General features: G+C 37.7%; 14 protein-coding genes. 11 read left to right on the forward strand and 3 right to left on the reverse strand.

The window, feature by feature from the left end:
• The first annotated feature begins 1 nt into the window (after window position 1).
• Window positions 2–1,108, forward strand: coding sequence for a DNA adenine methylase (locus B9N62_RS06655; RefSeq protein ID WP_087584872.1), 1,107 nt, complete (start codon window positions 2–4; stop codon window positions 1,106–1,108).
• A gap of 49 nt (window positions 1,109–1,157) precedes the next feature.
• Here B9N62_RS06655 and thyX read toward each other — a convergent pair whose 3' ends face one another.
• From thyX to B9N62_RS06670, 3 genes are all read right to left on the reverse strand, one after another.
• Complete coding sequence (thyX, locus tag B9N62_RS06660) at window positions 1,158–1,787, reverse strand: FAD-dependent thymidylate synthase (RefSeq protein WP_087584873.1); 630 nt, start codon at window positions 1,785–1,787, stop codon at window positions 1,158–1,160.
• 118 nt (window positions 1,788–1,905) lie between these two features.
• A complete protein-coding gene (flgE, locus tag B9N62_RS06665) occupies window positions 1,906–4,359 on the reverse strand; it encodes a flagellar hook protein FlgE (protein ID WP_087584874.1) in 2,454 nt (817 codons plus the stop codon).
• A gap of 122 nt (window positions 4,360–4,481) precedes the next feature.
• Window positions 4,482–5,849, reverse strand: a complete 1,368-nt coding sequence (locus tag B9N62_RS06670) for a Na+/H+ antiporter NhaC family protein (RefSeq protein WP_087584875.1) — start codon at window positions 5,847–5,849, stop codon at window positions 4,482–4,484.
• A gap of 119 nt (window positions 5,850–5,968) precedes the next feature.
• On the opposite strand from B9N62_RS06670, the gene pyrE reads away from it, so the two are divergent.
• The 10 genes from pyrE (at window position 5,969) to B9N62_RS06720 (ending at window position 18,207) form a co-directional block, all read left to right on the forward strand.
• The gene (gene pyrE / locus B9N62_RS06675) at window positions 5,969–6,577 is read left to right on the forward strand and encodes an orotate phosphoribosyltransferase (RefSeq protein ID WP_087584876.1); all 609 of its coding nucleotides are present in this window, start codon (window positions 5,969–5,971) and stop codon (window positions 6,575–6,577) included.
• 241 nt (window positions 6,578–6,818) lie between these two features.
• Window positions 6,819–7,508 (forward strand): response regulator transcription factor, encoded by a 690-nt coding sequence (locus B9N62_RS06680; RefSeq protein ID WP_072595294.1) that lies wholly within the window; start codon window positions 6,819–6,821, stop codon window positions 7,506–7,508.
• Complete coding sequence (locus B9N62_RS06685; RefSeq protein WP_087584877.1) at window positions 7,498–8,925, forward strand: ATP-binding protein; 1,428 nt, start codon at window positions 7,498–7,500, stop codon at window positions 8,923–8,925. The genes B9N62_RS06680 and B9N62_RS06685 overlap by 11 nt, the downstream gene beginning before the upstream one ends.
• A gap of 95 nt (window positions 8,926–9,020) precedes the next feature.
• Window positions 9,021–11,087 carry a multiheme c-type cytochrome gene (locus B9N62_RS06690; RefSeq protein ID WP_021090404.1) on the forward strand — a complete coding sequence of 689 codons (2,067 nt, stop codon included), beginning with the start codon at window positions 9,021–9,023 and terminating at the stop codon, window positions 11,085–11,087.
• Window positions 11,088–11,131: 44 nt separating this feature from the next.
• Window positions 11,132–11,890, forward strand: a complete 759-nt coding sequence (locus tag B9N62_RS06695) for an FKBP-type peptidyl-prolyl cis-trans isomerase (RefSeq protein ID WP_021090397.1) — start codon at window positions 11,132–11,134, stop codon at window positions 11,888–11,890.
• A 20-nt stretch (window positions 11,891–11,910) separates the two neighbouring features.
• Window positions 11,911–12,582: a 4Fe-4S dicluster domain-containing protein gene (locus tag B9N62_RS06700; protein WP_072595319.1), complete on the forward strand. Its 672-nt coding sequence runs from the start codon at window positions 11,911–11,913 to the stop codon at window positions 12,580–12,582.
• A 1-nt stretch (window position 12,583) separates the two neighbouring features.
• The gene (gene nrfD, locus B9N62_RS06705) at window positions 12,584–13,549 is read left to right on the forward strand and encodes an NrfD/PsrC family molybdoenzyme membrane anchor subunit (protein ID WP_087584878.1); all 966 of its coding nucleotides are present in this window, start codon (window positions 12,584–12,586) and stop codon (window positions 13,547–13,549) included.
• Window positions 13,550–13,563: 14 nt separating this feature from the next.
• Window positions 13,564–16,179, forward strand: coding sequence for a cytochrome c biogenesis protein (ccsA, locus tag B9N62_RS06710; protein ID WP_087584879.1), 2,616 nt, complete (start codon window positions 13,564–13,566; stop codon window positions 16,177–16,179).
• Between the two features lie 8 nt (window positions 16,180–16,187).
• Window positions 16,188–17,012, forward strand: coding sequence for an SEL1-like repeat protein (locus B9N62_RS06715; RefSeq protein ID WP_087584880.1), 825 nt, complete (start codon window positions 16,188–16,190; stop codon window positions 17,010–17,012).
• 73 nt (window positions 17,013–17,085) lie between these two features.
• Entirely contained in the window at window positions 17,086–18,207 is a 1,122-nt protein-coding gene (locus tag B9N62_RS06720; protein WP_087584881.1) for a nitrous oxide reductase accessory protein NosL, read from the forward strand.
• Window position 18,208 lies beyond the last annotated feature (1 nt).

Raw genomic sequence — 18,208 nt, forward strand, 5'->3', positions numbered from 1 at the left:
TTTGAAGCCAGCAAAACAAGAAAATCAAGCCTATTTAAAAGAGCAAATTTTAACCTATCTTGGTAATAAACGCTCTCTTTTAGGCTTTATAGATCTAGGCGTAAAATACGCAAAAGACGAGCTTAAAAAAGATAAGCTTAGCTGCTGTGACCTCTTTAGTGGAAGCGGCGTGGTGGCTAGGTTTTTAAAGCAAAATAGCGAATTTTTAGTTGCAAACGACTTGGAGCTTTATAGCTTCATCACAAACTCATGCTACCTGCAAAACGCCACAAATGAACTAAAAAATGAGATAAATTTCTGGCAAAAAAAGCTTGAAAAAGAGATAAAAAATAACCTTTCTGAGGGCTTTATAACAAGACTTTATGCCCCACAAGATGATAAAAATATTACCGAGGGTGAGAGAGTTTTTTATACTAGAAAAAATGCTATTTTTATTGATACAGCAAGAAGACTCATAGACAAGTTAGTGCCAGCTAAAATGAAAAATTTCTTCATAGCTCCGCTTCTTTATAATGCAAGCGTGCATGCAAATACAAGCGGAATTTTTAAAGGCTTTCATAAAAATAAGGAAGGTATCGGTCAGTTTGGAGGACAGGGGCAAAATGCCATCTCAAGGATCACCTCTGATATAAATTTGACTAAGCCTATTTTTTCAAATTTTAGTGTGCCCTTTGAGGTCTATCAAAAGGACGCAAATTTGCTCGCAAAAGAGCTTGATGGGCTTGATTTAATCTATCTTGACCCACCTTATAATCAGCACCCATACGGCTCAAACTACTTCATGCTAAATCTCATCGCAAGCTACGAGGAACCAAGTAAAATTTCAAAAGTTTCAGGCATTGCAAAGGACTGGAACAGATCAGTCTTTAATAAAAAATCGTCAGCAGGTGAGGCATTTTTCGAGTTGATAGCAAATTTAAAGGCGAAATTTGTTCTGATTTCATTTAACTCAGAAGGTTTTATCAACCAAGATGAATTTGATAAAAATTTAAACAAAATGGGCAAGGTTCATCTGCTTCGTAAAAAATACAACGCTTACCGTGGTAGCAGAAATTTAAAAGCTAGAAACATCCACGTAGACGAACTTCTTTACGTTTTACAAAAGTAAATTTGCCTATTTCATCACTTCTAAACCACAAACGGCACTAACTCAAATGTTAGTTTGATTCATCTTCTGGCAAACATCTCTCAAATATAAATTTATGCTCATCAGGCAAGGCAGCAAAAATAGCATTTGCTAAATTTCTTATCTCCCAAAGGGCTGATTTTGAGCTGCGAAGTGAGATAAAATTTTGCAAGCTTCTAGCATTTATGCTCCATGTAAGCTCGGTTTTGTAGCACTCTGGCAGGCAGTATTTGACGATGTCAAGGCTTTTTGTAGTTGAGGCTAAAATTTCACGTAAATTTTCAAGCGCTCTTATGCTTGCGTTATCCACTAGCTCGTCATTTGTTAGTACGATAAATTTAGCCGCACGCTCAAATTGCCCTACTTCAAATTTTTCCTCTTTTTTTAGCTCTTTTAGCGTGTAGCGAGTCGATTTGACGCTTAAACTTGCCAAGCGATGACGAGCGAGCTCTTGAAGTAGCGCACGAGAGATACCTTGGATGTAGAAGTTATAATATAGGTGCTCTAAGGTCGAGGCATGCTTAAATTTATTGCCTACTCTATCTATTAGCTCAATATCTTTTTCGCCACCGTTGTCGCCTTTATCAAAGCTTTGCCAGCATGTGCGGATAGCGTGAGAACAGATATTTAGTGGAGTGTGATTTAGAAGTGTTACTTGCATTTTTTCTCTTTTGTAAAATTTTTTAACATTTTACAAAAATAAGGCTGATTTTATTTGTAAATTTAGAGCATAAATTTCAAAGGGAGGCAAACGCTCCCTTTTGTAAAAGTCTTAGTTATTATTGTTTTAATTGAAGAAGTGTATTTAGCATCTCATCGCTCGTTGTGATCGTTTTTGAGTTTGCTTGAAAGCCTCTTTGTATGACGATAAGATCTGTTAGCGCACGGCTTAGATCGACGTTACTAGCTTCAAGTTTTGAAGCTGCGATCGTTCCCTTATCGCCTGTGCCAGCTGCACCGATAACTGCCTCGCCTGAGTTTGCGGTTTGTGAAAAGACATTTCCACCCTCGCTTTGAAGACCTTCGTTGTTTGTAAAGGTAGCAAGTGCTACTTTAGCTAGGCCAAAGCTTTGGCCATTTGAAAATGAGCCTATTATTGTTCCAGTCTCATCTATTTTTATGCCATTTAGAGTGCCACCTGTGTAGCCATCTTGTGAGATTGACTCAGTTGATGAGTCTTTATCAAAGCTTGTTAAGCCGTTAAAATCAGTTCCAAGACCAAAATTTAAACTAATGTTTTGACCACTTTGTGATCCGTTGTTGGCTGAAAATGTTATCGTTGCTGGGTGAAAACTTGCAAGTGAGCCATTTGAGTTAAATCTAGCTGAGCCAGTTATAACGTTATCTGGACCTTGGCCTGTGTAGTTTATCTTAGCTGGCTCTGGTACTTGGATGATCATGCTCCACTCTGTACCACCATCTGTTGTAGTACCAGTTTTTGCCCATTTTATACTAACTGTGTGTTTTGAGCCAAGTGAGTCAAAAATTTCTGCCGTTGAGCCGTGGCTTGACATCATCATCTTTCCACTTGCTCTTAGTGCTTGACCAGGGCTTAGTGCACCATCAAGTGCTTTCATAATATTTGTAAAACGTACGTTTTCGTTTACTGCCGCATTGTTTGTGCCTTGAGCTGGCTTTGTAAGAGCAGTTGTTGTCATATAAAGGGCTTGATCAGCTATTTCGTTTGTTGGGTTTTCTAGTTGAAACTGGCCTAATTTATTTACAGTAACCTTTACACCATCGTTTGTATCGTCACCAGCAAGTGCTTGAAGTGCTGCAACACCAGCTGCGTGAGCTTGGTCCGGCGTATGACCTGCAGCGATTTCAGCATTATAAGCAGTGTTATAGGCTGTTTGGTATGCAGTGTTTGTTATAGCTGCTCCGCCAGTACCAGCAGCTATCTTATGAGCTGCAGTTGCTAGTTTTGCAGCATCTAGTGCATCCGAGTTTGCTCTTATTTGACCGTCACCGTTGTAGTCAACGTGGTTTCTAGCATCTTCTTGCATAGCAGCGCGAAGATCTTCTGTTGTTGTTATTTGTCTTGCGATTTTATCGTTATTTGGATGAACAGCTGTTGTTTGAGAGCTCGTATAGACATATTGATAAGCTGTTATGATATCTTTATCAGCTAAGCCAGTAACTGTATTTCCACCATTTACTTTTAGATGGATATTTTTTGTCTCTTCAGTAGTGCCTGAGTTATTTCTATTTATAAGTGTTAGTTTATTACCTTCTGAAATTTCAGCTCTAACACCAGTTTTGTTGTACTGAGCATTGATCGCAGCTGCAACGTCACTAATACTTGTCATTGAATTTGCTTGAGATTTTATAGTAGTACCATTTATTGTGATATCAAGTGTTGCTGGTGGATTTATCTGGCCGATATTTTGAGCGGCTCCACTTCCTACAGTAAATTTTTGTGTTTTAGCATTTGCGTAGCTTACCCAGATACCTTGTCCGTCTCTTAACGCAAGACCATTTCCAAGCTCATCAAATGTAACACCAAGATCTACACCACGCTCTGTTAGGCTTTGTTCTTTTCTTGAGTTCGTATAAAACTCATCGTTATTTGTATCATTTTCGTTGTGGACTTCATTTGCATTTAAAATTCCGTCATTGTTATAGTCACGTCCGCCAGCAACTGAGTCTAGTGAATAAATAGGAGTACTTCTTTGGTCGATGGTGTTACCTGAGTCAAGGTTGCCTTTTATCTTTACTTCTGTTGTAGCTCTTGCCGGAGTTGTAAGACCCTCTTTGATTACGATATTTTTTATCGGACCTGTTGAGTCGATAGTGCCAGTCTCTTCATCTCTTGTCCAGCCTTGAACTATATAGCCGCTATTATTTACAAAATTTCCCGCTTTATCACGGACAAAGTCACCATTTCTTGTATAGTATCTTGTAGTTCCACCATCTGGAGATACGACGAAGAAACCATTTCCTTGAAGTGCAAGGTCTGTTTGCTTATCAGTAGATGTTAGTGTGCCTTGTGAGAAAATTCTCGTAGTTGAGTTTATAGTCGTTCCTAGACCTATTTGCATAGCGTTTTGACCGCCTAGCTGACCTTGTGGAGCAGTAGCGACTCTTGGAGTTTGGCTTAGTATATCAGCAAAGTTTGCACGGTTGTATTTATAACCATAAGTATTGACGTTTGCGATATTATTGCCCTCTACGTCCATGGCTATCTGGTGGGCTTGCAGGCCTGAAACACCAGACCAAAGTGATCTCATCATTGACTTATCCTTTTTGCATTTTAAATTTTTATATTTTTCAAAAGCAAAAGATGTTCCAAAAAATTTATATTGATAAAAAGTAGAAGAAATAAAAAGAAATTTGGCGTAATTAACGCCAAATTTTATCCAAGTATCATTGCACCTACGATGCCACCGATGATAAGTGGGATATTAAAAAATACAAATGTAGGCACACAAGTATCATATATGTGGTTGTGCTCACCATCAGCATTTAGACCACTTGTTGGCCCAAGTGTGCTATCACTTGCAGGACTTCCAGCATCTCCTAGAGCCGCAGCTATACCAACTAACAAGATGATGGCTGGTACGCCAAAGCCAAGACTAAGGCAAAGCGGCACGTAGATAGAGGCTAAGATAGGTATCGTGCCAAAGCTAGTGCCTATGCCCATCGTGACTAAAAGACCGATAAGAAGCATCAAAAATGCTCCGCCTATCTTGCCGCCAGATACCAAGCTAGCATATTTTACAAGCTCGTCTATGCCGCCACTCTCTCTTAAGATAGTACCATATCCCGCAGCAACTAGCATGATAAATGCGATAAATCCCATCATAGCAAGGCCATTGTCCATGATCTTATCTACTTTTTTGTATTCGATACCGCCAAAAACGACCATAACTAAAAGTCCAAGTAATGCACCAAGAGGTAGCAGCTCAGTATAAATTTGCACACCAAAAGCAACAACTGCACCAGCTAAAACTGCCCACTCCTTTTTAGTCATCTCAAGGCTTTTTGCGCGCTCGATCTCATCAAGCTCTTCTTTTTCAAATTTTGAAGTTTTATAAGCTCTTTTTTTACCATAAAAAAGTATGGCAAGGATAAGTCCGATAAGCATAGAAGCACCACCTATCCACATAACAGAAGAGATATCAGAAATAGATGTGGTTATGCCGTTATTTGCTAGCTCTTTTTTTAAGATATTGTGAAAAAGCAGACCAAAGCCAACGCTAAGGCTTACATAAGGTGCTTGAAGACCAAATGTCAAAGCACAAGCCACTGCACGTCTATCTACCCCCATTTTATTCATAATAGCAAGAAGTGGCGGGATCAAAATAGGTATAAAAGCTATGTGAACTGGGATTAAATTTTGAGATAAGCACGCTATAAATGCAATAGTTAGTATAAAAATCACTTTATTTGAGCTAAGGAATTTACTCAAAGCATTTATCAAGATAGCAGTTAAATTTGTATTTGCGATGGCGGCTGCTAAAGCACCAAGCAAAATATAACTAAGCGATGTTTCAAGATTGCCTTGCATACCGCTTATGAGGCTTTGTGTAGTCTCTTTTAGGGCTGTAAAGAGGCTATCGATCCCACCTGCAATACCACTTTCAAATCCACTAAATCCATGCTTATACATTACTCCCGCAACAAGAGCAGAGATAAGGATAGAAAGCAAGATGTTAAAACGTAATAGACAAAGTATTGTCATTACCAAAATGCTAAAAATAACAGGGTTAAAAATAAGCATAAGCGTCCTTTTTGTAAGAGTGTGAAGATTATACAAATGTGTGGCTTATTAAATTTTAAAAAGAGTGGCTTAAGTGGGCTTGTGTTAAGATTTTGAGTAAATTTTAAAAGGAAAAAACGATGGATTTAGAGAAAATTTATAAAGAGGCTGGAGCATATTTAGAGGGACATTTTTTACTAAGCAGTGGCAATCACTCGCAGTTTTATCTCCAAAGTGCAAAGGTGCTTGAAGATCCAGCTTTGGCTGGAAAGCTAGCTGATGAGCTTGCCCGTGTGATAGAGAAATTTGGCATTAAATTTGATAGCGTTTGCTCACCTGCACTTGGAGGAATTTTAGCTGGCTATGAGCTAGCTCGCGCAGCAAAGAAGCGTTTTATATTTACAGAGCGCGTTGATAGGGTGATGAGTCTTAGACGTGGTTTTGAGGTAAAAAAAGGTGAGAAATTTATCGTTTGTGAAGATATTATCACGACTGGTGGTTCAGCACTTGAAGCAGCGCACGTGATAGAGAGCCTTGGTGGTGAGGTAGTTGGCTTTGCAGCACTTGCGAACCGTGGCTTTTGTAAGGTTACAAATTTAGACAATGAAGCTAAGCCAAATGCTAAACTGCCAAGTGATAAGCCATTTTTTGCTTTAGGAAATTTTGAGTTTGAAATTTATGAGCCTGAGCATTGCCCACTTTGTAAAAATGGAAGCAAAGCGATCAAACCTGGAAGTAGAGGCAACTAAAATTTATACTATAAATATAGCTATCTTTCTTCTTTAAATTGATCGATAGCTAAAATTTTTAGAAAATCCAAAATAGTACTTATAGAAAATTTTAATCAAGACTTCAAGTCACTTCAACAAAAATTTATAGTTTAATTTTTAAAAGTAATCTGTCTTTTATATTGGTATGAATTATTTTTTAGATAATCTTATTTTTTAAGCTACCAAGTGATAATATCTGCTCAAAAAGCGAGATGAAGCTATGCAAGAATATGATATTTTAGACGTTTTATCAAACAAAAAGGTCCTTTGCCTTGAAGATGAAGAGGCGATTTTAAAAAATATTTGTGCTTCTTTGGAACTATTTTTTGCCGAAGTAAATGGCGTAACAGATGGCTATGATGCACTTGAGCTAGCGATGAGCGATGCTTATGATGTTTTGGTGCTTGATATAAGCGTGCCAAACATCGATGGCCTAGAGATCGCTAAAAAAGTAAGAACTATAAATCAAAAAATTCCTATCGTGATCTTATCAAGCCACGTCGAGCAAGAGTATTTGTGGAGAGCGGTTGAGCTAAAGATCACAAGATATCTTGCAAAGCCATATGATAAAAAATCATTTATAAAAGCCCTAGAAGACGTTGCTTTAGAGCTTGTTGGACGCAAGCCGACTCTTAGGCTAAATGATGAATTAGAATACGATTTTGGTAAAAAAGTACTTTATATAAATGGTGAAATTTCTCATCTAAGCAAGAGTGAAAGTAGGCTTTTAGAGTATTTTTTAAACAACAAAAATCAAACTATAACTTATGAACAAATTTTTGATTATATTTGGGAGTATGAGCAGCCAAGCAAAGAGGCGATAAAGACGATCGTAAAAGAGCTTAGAAGGAAGCTTGGCAAAGATGTGATTAAAAATTTATATGGTGTAGGTTACCTTTGTGAAATATAAATTTCAGCTAATCGTTAGTGTTTTTATCTTTGTTTATCTCTTAATATCCGCACTTGTTTTAAATTTTTATAATAATCTTGCAATGAAAGATGCCAAAAAAGAGGCATATTATGTGCTTGAGAGTATAAATTCTGTAAGAGAGTACATTGCAGGCGTTCAGCGTCCGTTGATAGAGCAGCTAAAGCATGATGGCATTATAAAAGAGGATTTTTTTGATGAGAGATTGCTCTCATCTTCGTATATAAGCCGTGAAATTTATAATATCCAAAAGAAAAAATACAATCTTGACTTTGACTACAAACTAGTCGCGATGGCACCTTTAAATAAAGCTCATGAGCCAAATGAATTTGAAGCGCAGGTGTTAAGAGGCTTTAAAGAGAATAAATTTAGTGAGTTTTCAAAGATTATAAAAGATGAAAATGGCTCACAATTTTTTGTAGGACTTCCTATAAGAAGTCAAAATACATCTTGCTTAGCCTGTCACAATAGCGAAAGTGCTCCAAAACAGATGTTGGATCGTTATGAAATTTCAAATGGAAAAATTTCTGAAGCAAGCGAGATGATGGCAATGCTATCTTTTAAAATCCCACTACGTGCCATTTTTTCTTACCATTTAAAAGAGGTTGTCATCATAATGAGCGCGATAGCCTTTGTATTTGGGATATTTTTGCTACTTGTTTATAAGATGCATAGGCGTGGCGAAGAGAGCAAAAGGCAGACCGAGCAGCTAATGATACATCAAAGTCGCCTAGCTTCAATGGGCGAGATGATAGGCAATATCTCACATCAGTGGAAGCAGCCTTTAGCTCAAATCAGCTCAGCTTTAATAAATTTAGAACTCTATCAGGAGCGAAAAAAGCTTGATGAAGCAAAAATTTATGAGTTTATAGAAGAGACTAGCAAGCAGATAAATTTCATGTCTGAAACGGTTGATGATTTTAAAAACTTTTTTAAGCCAAATACTTTAAAAAGGGAGTTTAGCGTAGAGGAAGTGGTAAATCAGACTATAAAAATTCTAAACGCCTCACTTAAGAAATATCAAATAGAAATAGAGATCGATATAAGAGAAAATTTTACGATTTTTGCAAATTTTAATGAAATAATCCAAATTTTAATAAATATTATAAATAACGCAAAAGATGCATTTAAACAAAGCTATGTAAAGCCAAGAGTAATAAAAATTTATACTTTTATAAAAGATAATCGTAAAAATTTATGCGTTCAAAATAATGCAGGAGCGATAAAGACTTCGTTTTTAAAGGTTATCTTTGAGCCACACTTTAGCACAAAAGAGTCTGGCAGTGGGCTTGGCCTATATATGAGCCGGCTAATCGCTAACAAAAATAACGCGCTAATCTTTGCTAGAAATGTAGATGAAAATAGTATTACATTTACAATTAGTTTCGAAAATTTATAATTTATTAAAATTCCCCCTTTTCTACCCTTTTTTGGTGTTAGTATTATCAGTATGAAATCATTTTGATTTTAGGATAAAAATTTAAAGGAGGGCACATGAGAAATCTACAAAAAGCCTTAGCTGGTTTGCTCATGGGTGTTAGCATCTTCGCTTCACAAGCCTGTTGCGAAGAGCATAATATGCAGATGTCCGATAAAGCACGTGATGTTATCGCAAATCCTAAAGGCACACTGCAAAGTAGAGGTGTTATCTCCTTGCAAGACTACGTTGTAGAAGAGCAAGAGATGTATAACTGGTTATTTAAAAACCACCCTATTTTTACAAAGTATGGTGGCAAAACCGTCGGTAAAATGGTCGTTCACGACCGTGGTTTAGAGTGGCTTGCCGAGGGACATGGCTTTGATATGTCAAAGCTTAGTAAAAGAGATGGCGGTAAGGGCTATAGCTCTATGATGTATAGAATTCCAGCCACTTCATCACTTCAGTTTCCTAACAAATTTGTAGGACCAGAAAAGTGCGGTGAGTGTCACCCAGCCCAGTATGAAGTGTGGAGCAGATCTCGCCACGCAACTACTATGCGTTTCCCTGGTGAGCACCCAGAGGTTAATAACAACCTAACTGAGCCAGTATTTGACAAAGATACAGCTTCTATCCTTCCAAAAGGTATCACTCCAGATGTTATCTATGCAACTGTTGGTCACTTAAGAACCAAAATGGGCTACGTCGATGCATGGCTACTTCGTGGTACTTACTACGTTGAGGGCGGTTTGCTAAGAGATGGTACAGGTCAGATCGTAGCTGGTGGTAACCAATGGCAAAGAACATGGGCGTTAAATTTAGACGACGCTACTGTTAAAAAGATAAAAGAGCTTGTCCCAGAATTTCCTGGCACTCTTGAAGAGTACGGCGATAATGGCGGATATGTTAGAGGTCTAGCTTCATACGCCGCAAAACATAAAAAATCAATGTTTTTCCAAGCAAACTCATCATATTGTGAAGTTTGTCACCCAGTTAAATTCGACTTTAAATCAAAAGCAGAATTTTACGCAGCACTTGGTAATGCTAAAGAGCTTCAAAAACACACTATCTCAAAAGGCGTAAGCTGTGAGGAGTGTCACGGAGCTGGCGGTCACCTTGATGGGGCTACAAATTTTAGAACATCAAACTGCGAACGCTGCCACCAAAGATTTAACTTTAGCCCAGATCTAGCTCGTGCTAATCCGCTTAATAACGGTAAGCTTGATCTCTCACTTAGCTCTAAATTTAAATCAATGGGACCAGGATGTGGTTCTGAAGGTTCACAATCATACTTTACAGCTCACTATGACAAAGGTATGAGATGTGTTACTTGCCACGATCCACACGACAATACAGGTCCAGTTGTAGGTGATAAGAGTGTAACAGGTATGAACTATAACTCAGAGCAAGGCTATCTAAGCTCATTCTATACTAAACCAAAAATTAGAAAAGAGTGTAAAGATTGCCACGAGACTCAAGCATATATCGCATCTAAAGCAGATACTCACAAAGATAACACTTGTGCATCTTGCCACATGCCATTTATGATGAGTTGTGAGAATTTCTACGCTGTTCAGTTCCAAGACAACGCTGGCTTTGATACTCAAAGAAGATCTCACATCTGGAAGATCATGGTTGATCCAAAAGAGAAATCTCTAGTACCAGGTGATGCCGCTAAAGGTCCAAGAGATGCTAAAGATTGGCACTTTGAAAGAGATAAAAATGGCCATAACTACGTTGACTTGATGTGGGCGTGCGCTAGAACATCTTGGGCCGATAAAGATATGAAAGATACCAAAGGCTGCCACAGCCCAGTACTATCTGAGCTAAAACCAACACTTCACTTCAAAAACCAAAAACAAGTTTATGATGAAGTCATGGGATGGCAAACTCCAGTTAAGAATGAATTCTCTGAAGTTAAGATTGGTATTGAAGGACTTTACTCACTACTTGAGACTAAAAAACTTGATGCAAGTGATAAAGTAAGAGTTTATGAGCTTATCCAAAATGCTCAAGAGATCATCGATATGGTTGAAAAAGATGGTTCATGGGGTATGCACGGATTTAAATTTACTAAACAAAAACTCGATGCATCAAAAGAGTATATAAAAGAAGCTCAAAGAATTTTGAATAAAAATTTATAGCATTTAGGGGCTAGTTTTAGCCCCTTTAATCTTAAGGGTTTGATATGAAAAATAAGGTTTTAAAATTTACGCTACTTCTTAGCTTAAGTGCTTCTGGTTTGCTTGCAAATGTAGATTCAAATGAGTCTTATGCTATGGGAGCAACAAGTGGTGGATATGTTTTAAAAGGGTTACTTGAACAAAAACAAATAGGCATTAGCTACGATGCTGAGGCCGTTATCAAAGGTTTTAGTGATGCACTAAAAGGAGAGCTAAAACTAAGCGATGATGAGATAGCAAAGCTACTAAACAAAAGAGCTGAAAATTTAGACAAGATAGTAAAAGAAAAAGAAGCCGCCATACTTAAAGAGAATTTAAAGCAGGGCAAGGCTTTTATGGATAAAAATGCAAAAAATAAAAATGTAAAAACGACAAAATCAAAATTGCAATATGAAATTTTAAAATCAAGCAAAAAGGGAGCGACTCCAAAACAAGAGAGTATCATCATAGCAAACTACAAAGCTAGCTTTATCGATGGTAAGGTCTTTGATGAGACAAAAGAGGCTCCAGCTCATCTTTCTATGCTAAATTTGATCCCAGGTCTTGAAGAGGGCTTAATGCTCATGAAAGAGGGCGATAAGTTTAAATTTGTTATCCCGCCAGAACTTGCGTATGGCAATAGCGGTATGGAGGGCATACCTGGAGGCGAGACTATTGTTTTTGAGATAGAGCTTGTTAAGGTCTTAAAGCCAGGTGAATTAGCCGAGGCTGCAAAGAAAATTCACGAAAAAGAACTAAATGAGGGCATTAAAAAGCCTCATTAAGATATAAAATGGAGTTAAAAATGCAAAATCAAAAAAATAGAAGAGCCTTTTTAAAAAGCATGGTAGTTGTGGCTGCTGGTGCTGGTGCGGCAAGTAGTGGTTTTGCTTTTAAGAGTGAAGAAAGTGTAAAAAAACCACACTTTGGTATGATATTTGACCAAAATAAATGTGTTGGCTGTACAGACTGCGAGATAGCTTGCAGAAAGGTAAATTTAGTCCCAAAAGGACAGATGAGACTTTTTATAGAAGATAAGACTAATCCTAAAAATTTACTCGATAAAAGATTTGTAAGAGTGTCTTGTCAGCAGTGCGTCGATGCGCCTTGTGTAGCTGTTTGTCCGACCAAGGCTTGTCATAAAGACGAAAAAACGGGCATACAAACTACAAATATAGATGATTGTATCGCCTGTAAATACTGCATCGTAGCCTGTCCATATGATGTGAGATATATCGATAAGGTTACGCACTCAGCTCAAAGCTGTAACTTTTGTGTAGATACAAATTTAAAGGACGAAAAAGAGCCAGCCTGCGTAGAAGCTTGTAGATATGAGGCGATCGTCTTTGGTGATCTTAACGATGAAGATTCGCACATCAGTAAGCTACTAGCTGTAAAAGATAGCATAAGGCTAAGAGCAGAGCTTGGTACAAAACCAAGCCTTAGATATATTCCTAAAGTAAAAATGGGGGTGTAAGATGGATGGTGCATTAAATTTTACTGCAACATTTTCGCATGGAGTAGAGTGGGGCTGGCCGATCGCTGTTTATCTTTTGCTAGCTGGTATGAGTGGTGGAGCGCTAATCGCTGCTATACTTTTAAAACACTATAAAAAGCAAGAGAGCTTTAGCCCATTTTTTAAGGCTGCTTCGCTTTTAGCATTTGTTAGCATCATGCTCGGTATGGTTTGCTTGATAGCTGATCTTGAAAAGCCGCTTTTATTTTGGAAAATTTTGATTAATTATAATTTCACATCAGTTATGTCTATTGGTGTTGCTGGACTTTGTGTATTTATACCGCTTAGCTTTTTGATGTGCCTTTATGCATTTAATGATGAGATTTCAAATTTCTTAGCCAAAAGTTTAAAATCCTTTAGCACTCTTTTTGCACTAATAATGAAAATTTTAATACCGCTTTATCCATTTTTAAGTCGTATTTGTCTTATTTTTGCTGTAATAATTTGCGCTTATACTGGATTTTTGATCTCAGTTTTGATTAGATTTCCACTTTTAAACACAGCTGTGCTTCCAGCTTTATTTATAGCTTCAGGACTAAGTGCTGGCATAAGTGGCAGTAGCTTGGTCGCAGCAGCTTTATTTAAAGAAGATCCACATTCAAGCGACCTTCATTCGCTTCATAGCGTAGAATTTAGCGTTTTGGGAGCTGAAATTTTACTCATTTTAATGCTTTTTGTATCGCTTTTACTTGGTTCAAGTTATCAGCAAAATGCAGCTGTAGCTTTTTATAGTGGCGTTTGGGCAAATTTCTTTTGGCTTGGCGTTGTGCTAGTTGGCTTTATTGTGCCTTTTGTTTTAAATTTTGCATTTGGCAAAAAAGTAGCTAGCCTAAAATTTAGCTTTTATATCAGTTCATTAGCGGCTGTTATCGGTGTTTTACTGCTTAGGGTGTTTATACTTTATGCGGGACAAACTTATAGCATTTAAGGTAGAGGCGAGCGATGAGAATTTTAAATATCTACCGCTTGTCTTTGATATTATTATTTATTCTTGCTTTTGGTGCAGGACTTGCGACCTTTTTAGAAAATTTTTATGACACACAAACGGCCAGAGTGCTTGTTTATGAAGCGCTTTGGTACGAGTGTGTTATGTTTGCTTGCACCATTTGTTTAGCCATTAGTATCGTAAAAACCAAGATGTATAAAAAATTTGGCGCATTTTTGATACATCTTGCTTTTATCGTTATTTTCATCGGGGCTGCGCTTACAAGGTATTTTGGCGAAGAGGGCGTTATGCATCTTAGAGCTCTGCAAAGCTCAAACGTAATGCAAAGCGTTAAGCCTTATCTTAGGGTTGAAACGCTTGGAGAAAATTTTAGTTATCCATTAAAATTAAGCTTATTTGGTAAAAACGACTTTGAGTTTAAAAATTTTATAGATGGCAAGGAATTTATAATTAACTTGCTTGGATATAAAAAAGATGAGAAAAATGCTCCTGCTACGCTTAGTTTAGAGATAAGCTTTAACGGCGAAAAAAAGAGCGTTAAGCTAAAAGGCGGAGCCGGATATGAGCTAGAGCCTAGTGTGCTAAGTTTTGGTGGGCAAGAGGTGAAATTTTACTTTAGTTCAAAGGCTTTAAAATTACCATTTTCATTAGAGCTTGACGAGTTTATTTTAGAGCGATATGCAGGGCTAAATAGTCCATCATCTTATACAAGTAAAGTAAGTATCGCTGGCGGCAAGTACGACATCTCGCTAAATAATCCACTAACGATTGATGGCTATAAAATTTTTCAGTCTTCATACGATCCTGACGAGCTTGGAAGCGCTTTTGAGATCAGCCGTGATCCTGGCAAAATCCCAACTTACATAGGATATTTTTTACTTTGCCTTGGCTTTGTGGCAAATTTATTTAGCAAAAAGAGCCGTTTTTTTAGACTGCTAAATTTTATAAAAGGTTCGAAAATCGCATTTTTGGCTATTTTGCTTTTAAATGCTACTCCAAATTTTGCTAATGAAAATAATAAAAATTTAGACGCTCATGCAAGCAAATTTGCCAAAATTTTGACTCAAGCTGATAGCAGAATCGCTCCAGCTGGCTCTTACTCAAGAGCTGTGATAAGTAAAATTTCAATCAAAACTACGCTATTTGGGCTTAGCAGCGAGGAGCTAATGCTCTCTTTTGCCATCTCGCCAAAAGAGTGGATGGATAAAAGGATAGTAAAGATCACAAGTGAGCGCGTAGGCGAGCTTTTGGGAGTTAATGAGAAATTTGCTAGTTTTAACGATGTTTTTAACGAAAATGGCGAGTACAAGCTGGCTAAATTTGTAGAAGTTGCAAATGAAAAATCTGCCTCAAAAAGAGATAAATTTGATAGTGACGTGATCAAATTTGACGAGAGGTTAAATGTCTTATATCTTGCGCTAAAGGGAGAAATTTTAAAATTTATCCCAGCTAAAAATGGCGATAAACTAACGTGGCTAGGCGTAAATGAAGCCTTTGGCTCAAGTGAAATTTCAAGCGAGCTTAAAAGCGTTTTAGGCGCTTATATAGAAAATTTAAGCCTTTGCGTAAAAAGTGGCGAGTGCAAAGAGGCTGATAGGAGCTTGGAGAAAATTTCAAGCTATCAAAGAAGCACTCTAGGCTCTCTTGCACCAAGTGAGGCAAAGGTGGAGCTTGAAGCGCTTTACAATCAAATGGAAATTTTTAAATTTCTTATATATTTTTACATGATCCTTGGGCTAGTTTCGCTCGCTCTTGGCTTTTATAGGCTATTTTCTGGAAAGAAATTTAGATTTGAAAGCGCATTAAGCCTTGCATTTTATTTTGGCTTTGCGGTGCATTTGTTAAATTTAGCTCTTCGTGCTTATATCTCAGAACATGCGCCTTGGAGTGATGCCTATGAGAGCTTAGTATATATCTCGCTTGCAAGCGTACTAGCTGGAGTTTTATTTTTTAAACATCAAAGCTTTGCCCTTGGAGCTGCTTCACTTTTTGCAAGCGTGAGCTTGCTTGTAGCCCATCTAAATTTTATAAATCCACAAATAACAAATCTAGTCCCAGTTTTAAAGTCATTTTGGCTTAGTGTGCATGTGAGTGTCATCACGGCAAGCTATGGCTTTTTGGGCTTTAGCTTTGTGCTTGGGCTTCTTGGGCTTCTTTTAATGGCTATAAAAAATCAAAAAAACGAGCAAAAGCTCAGCGAGCAGATAAGATACCTCGCTGCAACTGATGAGCTAAGCCTCATCATAGGACTTAGCTTGCTAACTATTGGAAATTTTCTTGGCGGTGTCTGGGCGAATGAGAGCTGGGGCAGATACTGGGGCTGGGATAGCAAAGAGAGCTGGTCGTACATAACGATAATTATTTATGCTATTGCACTTCATTTAAGATTTATCCCAAGATTAAAAAATATTTTTACCTTTTTAGTAGCTAGCGTGCTCTCTTTTGGTTCAGTTATTTTTACCTATTTTGGTGTAAATTTCTATCTAAGCGGACTTCACTCATACGCAAATGGCGATGGATTTAGCGTTTCAAATTTGCTCTATTTGCTTTTAATGCTCTTAGCTTTGCTAATTGCCTTTGCTTATAGAGGTAAGGATATAAAAGAGATTTAGGAGATATGATGAAAAAGAGTTTAGTTTTATTGTTTGCTTGTTTGGGACTATTAAATGCTGGCTATATCAAAGAGGCTTTAAGTGCAAAAGATGACCACAACAAGCTAGCACAAATTTATGAAGATGCTTGCGATAAAGAGAAAAAGGCATCAGGCTGCTACAATCTAGCTGTGCTTTATAGCAGGGGCGATGGCAACGTCAAAAAGGACGAAGCAAAGGCGGCGATGCTTTATGAAAAAGCTTGTGATCAAAATTTCTCTATGGCTTGCAGCAACCTTGGCTATGTATATGAAAAGGGTAAAGGCGTGGAGAAAGACCTAGAAAAAGCGGTTAAATTTTACGAAAAGGCTTGTAAGGATAATGAGGGTTGCACGGAGCTTGGCTTGCTTTATGCAAATGGCACCGGCGTGACAAAGGATATTAAAAAGGCAAAAGAGCTTTACGAAAAGGCTTGCAAAGCAGGGGACGGCATAGGATGTAGCAACCTTGGCTATCTATATGCACAAGGCGAAGGTGTCGAGAAAGACTACGCAAAAGCCAAAGCAAACTACGAAATGGCTTGTGCAAACGAAGCTGGCATAGGGTGTGATAATCTCGGCTTTTTATATGTTTATGCACAAGGCGTTGATCAAAACCTCACAAAAGCCACAAAACTTTACGAGCAAGCGTGTGCATATGGATATGAAAAGGGCTGCAATAACTACGCTATCATGCTAGCAGAGGGCAAAGGTGTGAAAGAAGATTTAGAAAAAGCACGTGAAATTTTTACTAGAAGCTGCAAAAATGGCTTAAAAGAGGCGTGCGAGAATTTAGAAATTTTAGAAAAGCATTGATGTTTGATAAAGTTAGCTCAGTGGCATTTAAAGCTTATAAATATAAAAATAAAAAATACTAAAGGAGATAATTATGATTTTACGTTCTATCTTGGGTTCAGCACTGCTGGCGACCCTGCTTTTTGGTACTTCGGCAAATGAACAATCTGTCAAAATGAAACCGATGTTTCAAAGCGTGGATCCTAGCAAGGCTACACTAGTAGGAAATGGCGAGGGTAAGGAATATTGTGCTGTTTGTGGAATGAATTTGGTTAAATTCTATAAGACTAATCACGTATATAACGGCAAGCAAGTAGCATCACTTCACTGCCTATACGAGCTAACAGAAGGCAAGATCCCAAGTGACGCACAAGTTGTAGATACTAAAAATCTAAATTTAATCGATGTAAATAAAGCCTTTTATGTCGTTGGCAGTAGTGTTAAAGGCACAATGACTAGAAATAGCAAATACGCTTTCTCAACCGAGGCTGACGCAAAAGAATTTCAAGCAGAAAATGGCGGCGAGATAATGAATTTTGCTAAAGCTTACGAGATCGCTGGACAGGATTTCGATGGTGATAATAAGATGATCAAAGCTAAACGCGAAGACGGCGTTTATGCGTATGGTAAGGAATTTTACGAGGCAAACTGCGATAAAACTGATCCAAAAAGCTTTAAAGCTATCTCTGAGCTAAAAGCTCATCTTAAACAAGTATGTGACTCAAAAGAGGCCAGCAAAGCTCCAGAGTACGACAAACACCTACAAGCTGCCGCTTTGTATCTATGGGACGCTCCAGTAAATTTAGGTACTAGCAACCAAGCCTCAAAAGCTAAACAAGAAATAAAAAAACCTGAGAGAATAGTCGTACCAAAAGGTGCAAGATGTGCGGTATGTGGCATGATTGTTAAAAATTCTCCATGGGCGACACTCATCAAAGCAGATGGCAAGGATTATTATTTTGATGGCGTAAAAGATATGGCACAATTTTATTTTGCGGATGGCAAAATAAAAGATGCTTATGTGAGCGATTATTACACGCTAGAAAAGCTTGATGCAAAAGATGCGTTTTATGTTCATGGCTCAAACGTTTATGGACCAATGGGCGATGAATTTATCCCATTTAAAGATGAAGCAAAGGCAGTGAGCTTTTTAAAAGATCATGCTGGCAAAGGTGTCATAAGATTTGACGAGATAAAGAATTTTATCGGTAAATAGT

Source organism: Campylobacter concisus, from assembly GCF_002165785.1.
Lineage (GTDB): Bacteria > Campylobacterota > Campylobacteria > Campylobacterales > Campylobacteraceae > Campylobacter_A > Campylobacter_A concisus_W.

Excerpts from the sequence above, each read along its gene's own strand:
- thyX (WP_087584873.1), bottom strand. The coding sequence starts at position 1,787 with ATGCAAGTAACACTTCTAAATCACACTCCACTAAATATCTGTTCTCAC.
- flgE (WP_087584874.1), bottom strand. The coding sequence starts at position 4,359 with ATGATGAGATCACTTTGGTCTGGTGTTTCAGGCCTGCAAGCCCACCAG.
- B9N62_RS06670 (WP_087584875.1), bottom strand. The coding sequence starts at position 5,849 with ATGCTTATTTTTAACCCTGTTATTTTTAGCATTTTGGTAATGACAATA.
- pyrE (WP_087584876.1), top strand. The coding sequence starts at position 5,969 with ATGGATTTAGAGAAAATTTATAAAGAGGCTGGAGCATATTTAGAGGGA.
- B9N62_RS06680 (WP_072595294.1), top strand. The coding sequence starts at position 6,819 with ATGCAAGAATATGATATTTTAGACGTTTTATCAAACAAAAAGGTCCTT.
- B9N62_RS06690 (WP_021090404.1), top strand. The coding sequence starts at position 9,021 with ATGAGAAATCTACAAAAAGCCTTAGCTGGTTTGCTCATGGGTGTTAGC.
- B9N62_RS06695 (WP_021090397.1), top strand. The coding sequence starts at position 11,132 with ATGAAAAATAAGGTTTTAAAATTTACGCTACTTCTTAGCTTAAGTGCT.
- B9N62_RS06700 (WP_072595319.1), top strand. The coding sequence starts at position 11,911 with ATGCAAAATCAAAAAAATAGAAGAGCCTTTTTAAAAAGCATGGTAGTT.
- nrfD (WP_087584878.1), top strand. The coding sequence starts at position 12,584 with ATGGATGGTGCATTAAATTTTACTGCAACATTTTCGCATGGAGTAGAG.
- ccsA (WP_087584879.1), top strand. The coding sequence starts at position 13,564 with ATGAGAATTTTAAATATCTACCGCTTGTCTTTGATATTATTATTTATT.
- B9N62_RS06715 (WP_087584880.1), top strand. The coding sequence starts at position 16,188 with ATGAAAAAGAGTTTAGTTTTATTGTTTGCTTGTTTGGGACTATTAAAT.
- B9N62_RS06720 (WP_087584881.1), top strand. The coding sequence starts at position 17,086 with ATGATTTTACGTTCTATCTTGGGTTCAGCACTGCTGGCGACCCTGCTT.